At 66.9% G+C, this 11,123-nt stretch carries 9 protein-coding genes and 1 pseudogene; 8 read left to right on the forward strand and 2 right to left on the reverse strand.

Annotated features, from left to right (window positions below):
- Positions 1-72 precede the first annotated feature (72 nt).
- The 3 genes and pseudogenes from serB to yczE form a co-directional block, all read left to right on the forward strand.
- The gene (gene serB / locus A3K89_RS17560) at positions 73-1,299 is read left to right on the forward strand and encodes a phosphoserine phosphatase SerB (protein ID WP_068429120.1); all 1,227 of its coding nucleotides are present in this window, start codon (positions 73-75) and stop codon (positions 1,297-1,299) included.
- On the forward strand, positions 1,296-2,060 hold the full coding sequence (locus tag A3K89_RS17565; RefSeq protein ID WP_068428358.1) for an aminoacyl-tRNA hydrolase: 765 nt from the start codon (positions 1,296-1,298) through the stop codon (positions 2,058-2,060). The genes serB and A3K89_RS17565 overlap by 4 nt, the downstream gene beginning before the upstream one ends.
- A gap of 59 nt (positions 2,061-2,119) precedes the next feature.
- Positions 2,120-2,722 (forward strand): annotated as a pseudogene (gene yczE / locus A3K89_RS26850) (membrane protein YczE); the annotation flags it as partial.
- On the opposite strand, the gene glgX reads toward yczE, so the two are convergent.
- The gene (gene glgX / locus A3K89_RS17575) at positions 2,713-4,860 is read right to left on the reverse strand and encodes a glycogen debranching protein GlgX (protein ID WP_068428361.1); all 2,148 of its coding nucleotides are present in this window, start codon (positions 4,858-4,860) and stop codon (positions 2,713-2,715) included. The pseudogene yczE and the gene glgX overlap by 10 nt on opposite strands.
- A 31-nt stretch (positions 4,861-4,891) precedes the next feature.
- On the opposite strand from glgX, the gene A3K89_RS17580 reads away from it, so the two are divergent.
- Genes A3K89_RS17580 through A3K89_RS17600 form a run of 5 tightly spaced genes read left to right on the forward strand, consistent with a single transcriptional unit; the run spans position 4,892 to position 9,673 of the window.
- The gene (locus A3K89_RS17580; RefSeq protein WP_068428365.1) at positions 4,892-5,734 is read left to right on the forward strand and encodes an ABC transporter ATP-binding protein; all 843 of its coding nucleotides are present in this window, start codon (positions 4,892-4,894) and stop codon (positions 5,732-5,734) included.
- 38 nt (positions 5,735-5,772) lie between these two features.
- Positions 5,773-6,606 (forward strand): NUDIX hydrolase, encoded by an 834-nt coding sequence (locus A3K89_RS17585; protein WP_068428369.1) that lies wholly within the window; start codon positions 5,773-5,775, stop codon positions 6,604-6,606.
- A gap of 26 nt (positions 6,607-6,632) precedes the next feature.
- On the forward strand, positions 6,633-7,412 hold the full coding sequence (locus A3K89_RS17590) for an enoyl-CoA hydratase/isomerase family protein (RefSeq protein WP_068428371.1): 780 nt from the start codon (positions 6,633-6,635) through the stop codon (positions 7,410-7,412).
- Positions 7,413-7,464: 52 nt separating this feature from the next.
- A complete protein-coding gene (locus tag A3K89_RS17595) occupies positions 7,465-8,493 on the forward strand; it encodes a class I SAM-dependent methyltransferase (RefSeq protein WP_068428373.1) in 1,029 nt (342 codons plus the stop codon).
- Positions 8,494-8,500: 7 nt separating this feature from the next.
- Positions 8,501-9,673, forward strand: a complete 1,173-nt coding sequence (locus A3K89_RS17600; RefSeq protein WP_068428377.1) for a THUMP-like domain-containing protein — start codon at positions 8,501-8,503, stop codon at positions 9,671-9,673.
- Between the two features lie 15 nt (positions 9,674-9,688).
- On the opposite strand, the gene A3K89_RS17605 is transcribed toward A3K89_RS17600, so the two are convergent.
- A complete protein-coding gene (locus A3K89_RS17605) occupies positions 9,689-10,957 on the reverse strand; it encodes an outer membrane protein assembly factor BamB family protein (RefSeq protein WP_254303568.1) in 1,269 nt (422 codons plus the stop codon).
- Between the last annotated feature and the right edge of the window lie 166 nt (positions 10,958-11,123).

Genomic DNA, 11,123 nt, shown 5'->3' on the forward strand with positions numbered 1-11,123 from the left:
AATCGAAACCCACGACCACATTCGGACAGCGGATTCGCACGCGATGCGGATCCGCGCGTGAAGGGAGATCCGGTGGCCTCATCGGACACCGCTGTACTCGTGACGGTCACCGGGCCGGACAAGCCTGGCGTCACGTCGGTTCTGTTCGCTGCGCTCTCACGTCACGAGGTGACCCTGCTCGACGTCGAACAGGTCGTCATCCGGGGACGCCTGACACTGGGCGTACTGCTGAACTGTCCCCGAGATCCCGAACACCTGCAGGAAGAACTCGAAGAGGCCATGTCGACGGTCGGCGTGCACGTCGACGTCGAGATCGGCGCGGACCAGAACGGCAAGCCCGGACTTCCGACACACGTCGTCGTCGTTCTGGGCCGTCCGGTCACCGCCCGCGCGTTCAGCACCCTCTCGCGGGAGCTCGCGCGGCAGGGTGCGAACATCGACTCGATTCGCGGCGTCGCCGATTACCCGGTCACCGGCCTCGAACTGCAGGTGTCGACGACCAACACCTCGCCCGACGCCGATCGTCAGCTGCGCACGGGGCTGTCCGAGATCGCCGCGGGGGTCGGCGTCGACGTCGCGGTCGAACGGGCGGGAATCGCGCGGCGTTCCAAGCGGCTCATCGTGTTCGACGTCGACTCGACGCTCGTGCAGGGTGAAGTCATCGAGATGCTTGCCGCCAAGGCCGGTCGGGAAGCCGAGGTTCGCGCGATCACCGAATCCGCGATGCGCGGTGAGATCGATTTCACCGAATCGCTGCACCAACGCGTCGCAGCGCTGGCAGGGCTGGACGCATCGGTGATCGACGAGGTGGGCGAGGACCTCGAACTCACTCCGGGTGCGAGGACGACCATTCGAACGCTCCGCAGGCTCGGGTATTCGTGTGGTGTCGTGTCCGGTGGATTCCGCCAGGTCATCGAAGGCCTCGCACACGAACTCGAACTCGACTTCGTTCGCGCGAACACTCTGGAGATCGTCGACGGCAAGCTGACCGGCCGCGTCGTCGGCGAGGTCGTCGACCGTGCCGCGAAGGCGATCGCTCTGCGTGAGTTCGCAGCCCAGTCCGGGGTGCCGATGGAGCAGACCGTCGCTGTCGGTGACGGCGCCAACGACATCGACATGCTCACCGCGGCGGGTCTCGGCGTTGCCTTCAACGCCAAACCCGCCCTCCGCGAGATCGCCGACACGGCGATCTCGCACCCTTATCTCGACGCCGTGCTGTTCATGCTCGGCGTCACACGCGGTGAGATCGAGGCAGCCGACGCCGTCGACGGCGGTGTGCGACGCGTTCCGATCCTGTGAGCGAGTCGCCGATCGAGGACACACCGCGGAGCACGTTCGCCGAACGACACGAAGTCCTCGCGCAGGGCTACGGGGGACGGCCGGACCCCGACGACCCCGCCGACGTCCTCGCGATGCCGATCGTGCTGAACATCCCCAAGGCCGATCCGCCGCCGCGCAGCCGGTTGCTCGAAGCGGCGGCGTCGGCCTCGGTCGCGCTGTGCTTCGACGAGCGCGTCGGACCGGGCGGGGAATGGGAAGAGTCGTTCCGCGCGTGGACGTCGTCACGCATCCGCAAGGTGGCCAGACGAGCTCGTGGGGCCCATTGGACCGCCGCGCAGGATGTGCCAGGCGTGACCGTGGACGTCGGCGACGCGCAGGCCCGTGCCCTGGTTCCCGGACGCGTCGGCGACCTCGATGCGCGGATCAGGAGACTGCAGATCGGCGGCACCGATCTGAGTCACGACGAACCGGATCGGGTGGCCGACGACCTTCCGGTGCTCTGGATCGACCCTGCGCTCGAGATGACCGTGGGAAAGGCTGCAGCGCAGGTCGGGCACGCGTCGATGCTGCTCGCCGGAACGATGTCGACCGAGCAGTGCGAAGCATGGGCGGCACGCGGTTTCGCGTGTTCGGTCCGCGACGCGAACGCCCAGCAGTGGGCGACAGCCCGCGCACTCGTCGACGCCGGTCGCGCCGCAGCCGTACGCGACGCCGGATTCACGGAGGTGGCGCCCGGCTCGATGACGGTCGTCGGCGTCGCACCCGAGATGTGGCGATAGGGTCCACCGCTTCGAAACTGGCCGTTTCTGCGGCATCCAGTGTGCTCGACACTGAATGCATGCGTACATCGAACATCTCTTCCGGATCGGCCAGGAATCTCGTACTGCGCCTCGGCGCCCTGTACATCGGACTATGGCTGTACGGACTGTCGATGGCCGCGATGATCACGGCAGGGCTCGGCCTCGATCCGTGGGACGTCTTTCATCAGGGGATCGGTCGGCACGTCGATCTGAGCTTCGGAACCATCACGGCCGTGACGGGGATTCTGGTGTTGCTGGCGTGGATTCCGTTGCGCCAGAAGCCAGGATTGGGGACCGTCAGCAACGTCGTCGTCATCGCGATCGCAGTCGACGTGTCGCTCGCGTGGTTACCCGACGTCGATTCGCTCGCGGTCCGCATTCCGTTGATGCTGGCGGGCATCGTGACCAACGGCTTCGCGACGGCGTTGTACATCGGTGCGGGCATGGGACCCGGCCCGCGTGACGGACTGATGACGGGCTTCGTGGCGCGAACGGGCCTGTCGATCCGTCTGGTTCGCACCTGCATCGAGATCACCGTCCTCGCGACGGGCTGGCTGCTCGGCGGCAACGCCGGAATCGGAACCCTGTTGTACGCCTTCGGTATCGGGCCGATCGTGCAGTTCTTCGTCCATCACCTCCCGACGCTGCGCAGCACGAGCACGGTCGAACCCGACAGCGACAGTGGCGAACCCGCATCGATGGCCGTCGCGTCGACGGGCGTGCCGTCGGCAGTGCTGGAATCGAAGACGGCGACGAATCTTTCGGCCGCCCAGGGCGGGCACGCCAGCGATACCTCGGTCGGGCCGCCGGAGTGCAGTACGAGCAGCGAACTGGCGTCGTCGACGCGATGCCCGTCCGAGGCGTAGGAGCGGACGTCGCCGCCGTCCACCCATGCCTGGATGGTGCGGATCGAATCGTCGTGCCACTGGTCGGTCGTCAGTTCGTTGCCGCGTCCGTCGAACCAGACGAGATCCGGCCTGCCGCTGGGAGTATCGCGCCCGAAGAAGAATTCCTGCTGGCGCAGTGACGGGGCGCTTCGCCTGATCCGCAACAGTCGCGAGACGAACGCGAGGAGATCGCGGTCGGCGGACTCCCAGTCGATGGCCCACGACCGATCCGCGGGTGCATCCTCCGGCACGCAGTACGCATTGTTGTTGCCGCCCTGCGTGTGTCCGATCTCGTCGCCGGCCAACAGCATCGGCGTCCCGGTCGACAGGGTCAGCGTGGCGAGCAGTGCGCGGACGTGGCGGCCCCGCGCAGCGATGACATCGGGATCGTCGGTCGGGCCCTCGACGCCGTGGTTCTCCGAGATGTTGTTGTCGGTGCCGTCTCGGTTGTCCTCACCGTTCGCGTCGTTGTGCTTGCGCGAGTACGACACCAGGTCGCGGGCGGTGAAGCCGTCGTGTGCGGTCACGAAATTGACCGAGGCCCAAGGCTTTCGGACGCCGCCGCCGAAGATGTCCTCGGAACCCGCTATGCGCGAGGCGAGTTCACGCACGCCGGTCTGTCCCGCCCAGAACCGACGGACGGTGTCGCGGTACCGGTCGTTCCACTCCGACCACATCGCGCCGAACCCGCCGACCTGATAGCCGGCGCCTGTCGCGTCCCACGGTTCGGCGATCAGTTTGCGTGTCGACAGCACGGGATCCGTCGCGATCGCAGTCAGAAGCGGTGCGCGCGCATCGAATCGCCACGCGGGGCGGCCGAGCGTGCTCGCGAGGTCGAAACGGAACCCGTCGACACCCATGTCCGTCGCCCAGTAGCGGAGACTGTCGCAGACCATGCGTACGACAGCAGGTGACGCCGAGTCGGTCGTGTTTCCGCACCCGGTCAGGTCGACGTCGTGGCCACGTCCGTCGAGAAGGTAGTAACCGGGTGCGTCGAGCCCGCGCCAACTGATGGACGGACCGTCGACCGAGCTCTCGCACGTGTGGTTGTAGACGACGTCGAGTATCACTTCGATACCGACCGAGTGCAGCGCGTCGACCATCGTGCGGAATTCGGCGATCTCGGCTCCTGGCGTCGACGCGAACCGTGGATCGGGTGCGAAGAACGCGCCGGTCGAGTATCCCCAGTGATTACGCATCCCACGGGCACGGACGCCCGGCTCGGTGATCGTCGCATGCACCGGCAGCAGTTCGACGGTCGTCACGCCGAGGCGGGTGAGATGGTCGAGTACTGCAGGGGTCGTCAGTCCGAGATAGGTGCCGCGATGCTCGGCCGGTACGTCCGGGTGCCGGGCAGTGAACGCGCCGACGTGCATCTCGTAGACGACCGTTCGATCCCACGGGATGCCGGGCCGGGGTGCGCTCGGAGGTACGTCGGGCGCGGTAACGACCGCCAGCGGCACATGGCCCAGTGAATCCACGGTGTTCGGACGCCCGAACGGGTCGTCCTCGTAGGCGAGGAGAGCCTCCGCCGATCCGACGGTGCCGTGGATCGTGCGCGCGGCGGGATCGAGTAGAATCTTCTGCGGATTGAATCTGCGGCCGTCCGACGGGTTCCACGGGCCGTGCGCTCGGATTCCGTACTTCGTTCCTGCTTCGACGCCCTCGACGAACCCATGCCAGACGCCGTACGTACGGCTGCCGAGTGCGATGCGACGCTCGCCGCCGTCGTCGTCGATCAGGCAGATCTCGATGCCATCGGCGTCGGGCGAGTGGACTGCGAATTGCGTACCACCTTCGCCGACTGTTGCCCCGAGCGGGAAAGGGGACCCCGGTGCGGGACGATTCGCCGAGTCGGGCTCGCCGACGGTGTGATGAACATTGGACGACACGCATACAGATCCTGCCGTGAAAGCCCGACGAATGTGGGACAAGATAGACCTCGTGTCCGAACCAGATCCCGATCTCCTCATCGACTTCGACGACGTACTCATCAGGCGAGGTGGTGTGACGCTTGTCGGCCCTGTGACCTGGCAGGTGGAGCTCGACGAGCGCTGGGTCGTCCTCGGTCCGAACGGGGCAGGCAAGACGTCGTTGATGCGCATCGCAGCTGCCGAGGTGCATCCCACCTCGGGCGTCGCACACGTGCTCGGTGAAGTGATGGGCAAGGCCAACGTCGCGGACCTCAAACCGCGCATCGGTCTGTCCTCCTCCGCGCTGGCCCACCGCATTCCGGCCGACGAGACCGTCGCCGATCTCGTCGTGTCCGCCGGGTACAGCGTGCTCGGCCGGTGGCGTGAGCGGTACGACGACATGGACACCGAGCGTGCCGTCGACATGCTCGAGAGCCTCGGTGCCGAACACCTCGCGAACCGCACCTACGGAACTCTGTCCGAGGGCGAGCGCAAGCGTGTGCTGATCGCTCGCGCCCTCATGACCGACCCGGAACTACTTCTTCTCGACGAGCCGGCCGCGGGTCTCGACCTCGGTGGACGCGAGGAGCTCGTCGCCCGCCTGGCCGATCTCGCCGCCGACCCGGACGCGCCCGCGACGGTGCTCATCACGCACCACGTCGAGGAGATCCCACCGGGCTTCACGCATGCACTGTTGCTCAAGGAGGGTGGAGTCGTCGCGCAGGGCCTCGTCGACGACGTCATCACCGCCGAGAACCTGACCGAAGCGTTCAGCCAGTCAATCACGCTCGATCGCGTCGACGGCAGATTCTTCGCGCGCCGTACGCGGGCCGGAGCACAGCACCGCCGCTGATGTGATGGCCGTTACGTAAGTCCGGTAGATTTCCTTCAATGTCCACAGCCAGCGGTGCCTCGACCCCGTCCGATCTCGCCGACGTCCCGGTGCGCGACGCGTCGACCGTGATTCTTCTGCGCGACGCGGCTGCGGGTATCGAGGTGTTCCTGCTGGAACGGGTCGGTGGCATGGCGTTCGCCGGCGGCATGACGGTGTTTCCCGGGGGAGGCGTCGACTTGTCCGACGCCGACGCCGACACCGGACTCGAGTGGACCGGACCGAGCGCGTCCTGGTGGGCCGAACGATTCGGTGTGGACGAGCGCAAGGCCACAGCGCTCGTGTGTGCGGCGGCGCGGGAAACGTTCGAAGAATGCGGCGTCCTGCTCGCCGGACCGACTGCGGACTCCGTCGTTTCGGACACGCGCCGCTTCGCCGACGACCGCGGTGCACTCGAACGACGGGAGCAGACGTTCGGCGAGTTCCTGACGCGCAACGAGTTGGTGTTGCGCGCCGACCTGTTGCGTCCGTGGTCGAACTGGATCACGCCGGTGGGGGAGAAGCGTCGCTACGACACCCGGTTCTTCGTCGCGGTGGTGCCGGAGGGGCAGACCGCGGACGGCGAGACCAGTGAGGCGGCGTCGGTCGGATGGCGTTCGCTGGATGCTGCGCTGGAGGACTGGCGTCGCGGCGCGACGATCCTGCTGCCTCCGACGTGGAGTCAACTCGCGGGACTGACGACGTTCGACGGTGTCGATGCCGTCCTGGCCGCGTCGCCCGACGTCACGCCCATCCAGCCGGATCTCTACCACTCCGACGGCGAACTACGCGTCGATTTTCCGGGCCAGGACGCGTACTACGCGGGCAGCACCCACCCGTGGGCAGACCGTTAGGTCCGCCTACCGGTAGCGTGAGCGCCATGGCTGAGTACGTGACTCTCGAGGTAGCAGACGGCATCGGCACCATCCGCCTGGACCGTCCCCCCATGAACGCGCTGAATCGTCAAGTGCAGGAAGAGATTCGCGACGCGGCCCGGGCGGCCACCGTCGACTCGTCGGTCAAGGCCGTCATCGTGTACGGCGGCGAGAAGGTATTCGCGGCAGGCGCGGACATCAAGGAGATGCTCGAGCTCACGGCCGCGCAGATGTCGGCCATCATCGGTGATCTGCAGTCCGCGCTCGGGTCGCTCGCTGCCATCCCGAAGCCCGTCGTCGCCGCGATCACCGGCTACGCACTCGGAGGCGGACTCGAGGTCGCGCTCGGCGCGGATCGTCGTATCGCAGGCGACAACGCCAAGCTCGGTGTCCCGGAGATTCTTCTCGGCATCATTCCCGGCGGCGGTGGTACCCAGCGGCTTGCGCGCCTGGTCGGTCCGAGCACGGCGAAGGACATGGTCTTCACCGGTCGGTTCGTCGGAGCCGACGAGGCTCTGCGCATCGGCTTGGTCGACGAGGTCGTCGCCCCCGACGAGGTCTACAACGCCGCACGTGCGTGGGCGTCGCAGTTCACGACGGGTGCGGCCCGCGCTCTCGCCGCCGCGAAGGCGTCTATCGATCAGGGGCTCGACACCGATCTGAACACCGGTCTGAAGATCGAGGCTCAGCAGTTCGCCGCGTTGTTCGCCACGAAGGACCGCACCATCGGCATGGAATCCTTCGTTGCCAACGGACCTGGCAAGGCGGAGTTCGTCGGCGAGTGAGGTCGGCAAAACTGGAACTTGTTCATTCACTACCGGATAGTAGGCTGCCCTCATGACTGCAAGCCCACACGACGGCAACTCCGATGCACCCGCATCGTCTGCCGCAAGCGCCGTGAACGATCCTGCTCCCAACCCGCACGCCACGGCCGAGCAGGTCGAGGCTGCCCGGAGCGACACCAAGCTCGCTCAGGTCCTGTACCACGACTGGGAAGCGGAGACGTACGACGACAAGTGGTCGATCTCGTACGACGAGCGCTGCATCGAGTACGCGCGTGGGCGTTTCGACCAGGCGGTCAGCGGCCAGCCGGGTGCGCAGGACGACCTGCCGTACGGTCGTGCCCTCGAATTAGGTTGCGGCACAGGGTTCTTCCTGCTCAATCTGATGCAGGCGGGCGTCGCGGAGAAGGGTTCGGTCACCGACCTGTCGCCGGGCATGGTGAAGGTCGCCCTGCGCAACGCCGAGCACCTGAACCTCGATGTCGACGGACGCGTCGCCGACGCGGAGACGATCCCTTACGAGGACAACACCTTCGACCTCGTCGTGGGCCATGCGGTGCTGCACCACATCCCCGACGTCGAACAGTCTCTGCGCGAGGTGTTGCGCGTGCTCAAGCCCGGTGGACGCTTCGTGTTCGCCGGCGAACCGACGACCGTGGGCAACTTCTACGCTCGCTGGCTCGGCCGTGCGACGTGGGAGACCACCACGCGTGTCACCAAGCTGCCCTTCCTCGCGAGCTGGCGCAAGCCGCAGGCCGAACTCGACGAATCGTCCCGCGCCGCGGCGCTGGAAGCCGTCGTCGACCTGCATACCTTCGACCCCACCGACCTCGAGAACATCGCGCGGAGCGCAGGTGCGGTGGACGTACAGGCCCAGACCGAAGAGTTCGCCGCGGCACTGCTCGGATGGCCGGTGCGTACGTTCGAAGCCGCCGTTCCGGCGGAGAAGCTCGGATGGAACTGGGCCAAGTTCGCGTTCGGCGGATGGAAGACGCTCAGCTGGGTCGACGAGAAGGTCCTCAGGCACGTGGTGCCGCGCGGATTCTTCTACAACGTGATGATCACCGGAGTGAAGTCCGACTGATCGAATCATGGGTTACGGCTTCACCGGCGCCGACATCGACTTTCTGACCAGCGATGTCGGCGTCGCCGCATTGCGCGACGTCGACGAACGGCCGTTGGACTCGGCGTCGATGCTGTCCGACATCTCGATTCTGCGTGCCGCGCACGGAGATCGCACCGCCGCACTCGTCGAGACGACGCGTCTGCGGCGCAAGGCGGCTACCAAGATCGACGGAGCCGAGCGGTGGTTGCTGACCGACGACGCCGTCCAACAGGCGACACCGACACCTGTCGCCGTACGCCGCGCGCAGCGTCTCGAGGGTCGCGACGTACACGACGTGACCTGTTCCATCGGAACGGAATTGGCGGCGCTGTCGACGACTGCTCGAACCGTCGTCGGTAGCGATCTCGATCCGGTGCGCACACGGATGGCATCGCACAACGTCCCGGGTGTCGCGGTACTGCGTGCCGATGCCCTGACTCCGACCACTCGTGGAACGGTCGTACTCGCGGACCCGGGCAGGCGTGCCGGTGGAAGGCGCACGCACGATCCTGCGGCGCTCGAACCGCCCCTACCGTCGTTGCTGGGCGCCTATGCCGGACACGATCTGGTCGTCAAATGTGCGCCCGGTCTGGACTTCGACAGGCTCGGATGGGAGGGCGAAGTCGAAGTCGTGTCCCTGAGCGGCGGTGTGCGGGAGGCATGTCTGTGGTCGACGGGCCTCACCCACGACGGAGTGCGTAGGCGCGCAACGGTGTTGGCGTCGGACGGTTCGTCGTTCGAGGTGACCGACGCCGAACCCGACGACATCGACGCCGGCCCCGTGGGCGAGTGGATCGTCGATCCGGACGGGGCGGTGGTGCGCGCGGGACTCGTGCGGCACTACGGTGCGCGTCACGGTCTGTGGCAACTCGACCCTCGAATCGCCTATCTGACCGGCGACTCGGTTCCCGAGGGCGTCAACGGATTTCGTGTGCTCGAACAGATCAAGTATTCCGAGAAGACACTGCGGCAGGCGTTGGCGTCGAGGCGCTGCGGCTCGGCCGAAATTCTCGTCCGAGGTGTCGACGTCGATCCCGCAGTGCTGCGACCGAAGCTCAAACTGCGGGGAGACGTCGCCCTGTCGGTGGTCATCACGCGTGTCGAGCGTTCGGCGTTCGCGTTCGTCTGCGAAGCACGGCGCCCCGGTGGTTCGAGCTGATCCCGACGGCTCGAATCAGGGTGCGTAGGTGAAGATCTCGCCCAGATTGGTCGACGTCACCATCTGACCTTCCGGTCCGACCGACGTGCCGACCGTCGATCCCTGCGCGCCTGGAAGGGTGCTCTCGGACAGAGTCTCGCCCGACGAACCGTCGAGCGACGTCAGTACCAGATCGTCGCCGCGGCGGACGACCGTGTGGACGACACCGTCCGCGCTCTGCACGGGTCCGCCGGCCTGCTTCAGATCGTCACGAGCCCACACCTGCGTGGCGTGATCGCCGTCGTCGCGGATCGACTGCACGATGCCGTCACCACCCGAGGGCACGATCGACCCGTCCGCCGACACGGACGGCGACGCCGACACACCGAATCCAGCTCCGTACGCCCACTTCGACGCCCCGTCGCCGGCGCCGTACGCGGTGAGACGGCCGTCGACGTCCGCGACGTAGACGGTCTGCCCGTCCGCCGACAGGACCGGGCTCGACGTTACCGCTGCCGGCAGCAGTTCCGAGGACCATCTCTCGGTGATGGAGGGAGTCGCATGCGCATCGTAGGACAGCGACACCAGTTGCGGCGCAATGGCTCCCGGGCGCCACAGCACGAGGTAGATCGATCCCGTATCGAGGTCGACAGCCGGGCCCGCGCCGACGGGGCATTCCGGGGATCCGATAGTGCAGTCGTCGAGACCCGTCGTCGGCGCGAGGAAGTTCGTGTCCGGAGACTCCAGGAAAGAAGGCGGCTCGATCAGATCGTGGATCGGCACGGTCAACTGCCCGGTCTGTGTGTCGAGCACGTTGACCTGGCCGAGATGCGTCACGGCGAGCACACTGCCGTCGCCGAGGAACTGTGCAGACCGGGGAACGCCGTACACCGGTGTCCGCCAACGTAATTGACCGTGCTCGTTGAACGACGAGAATCCGCCGTCGTCGCCGACGTACACATTGGCGACCGAGTCGACGAGAGGTGTGGCCGTCGGGACGGACGGTCCGACGCGGTTGCACCACCGCTTGCGGCCGGAGTCCATCTCGAACGAGAAGAGGTTGCAGCCTGCGTCCGAGTACGTGCCGACGAACATCTGTCCGCTCGCGGCGATGGAGATCGGGGATCCCACCGCGCCACCCAGCGGGCGCGACCACTGCAGTTCGACGTCGGTCGATCCGTCGTGGCCGGTGGAGCTGCTGTTTCGATAATCACCGTGCGCAGCGGGCCATGCTCCGGGAGCGAAGGCGTCGACGGTGTCGCTGCCTCCGCAGGCGGTGGAGGCGACCAGTGCGGCGGTTGCCACTGCCGCTGCTCGAGCGAACGTTGCCCTGCCGCCACGCACCGTGCTTTTCTCCCTCGTCTCAGGTCGCGTGCATGGTTCGCCGGGCACGCGCGTCGCACAAGAGACTATCCCGGCACCGATGTCCGCCGACGAAGCGGCCGTGCGGGGCCATGGTGGAGTGAGCGCG

It is taken from the genome of Rhodococcoides kyotonense (genome assembly GCF_001645385.1).
Lineage (GTDB): Bacteria > Actinomycetota > Actinomycetes > Mycobacteriales > Mycobacteriaceae > Rhodococcoides > Rhodococcoides kyotonensis_B.

Excerpts from the sequence above, each read along its gene's own strand:
- A3K89_RS17580 (WP_068428365.1), top strand. The coding sequence starts at position 4,892 with ATGTGGGACAAGATAGACCTCGTGTCCGAACCAGATCCCGATCTCCTC.
- A3K89_RS17585 (WP_068428369.1), top strand. The coding sequence starts at position 5,773 with ATGTCCACAGCCAGCGGTGCCTCGACCCCGTCCGATCTCGCCGACGTC.
- A3K89_RS17590 (WP_068428371.1), top strand. The coding sequence starts at position 6,633 with ATGGCTGAGTACGTGACTCTCGAGGTAGCAGACGGCATCGGCACCATC.
- A3K89_RS17595 (WP_068428373.1), top strand. The coding sequence starts at position 7,465 with ATGACTGCAAGCCCACACGACGGCAACTCCGATGCACCCGCATCGTCT.
- A3K89_RS17600 (WP_068428377.1), top strand. The coding sequence starts at position 8,501 with ATGGGTTACGGCTTCACCGGCGCCGACATCGACTTTCTGACCAGCGAT.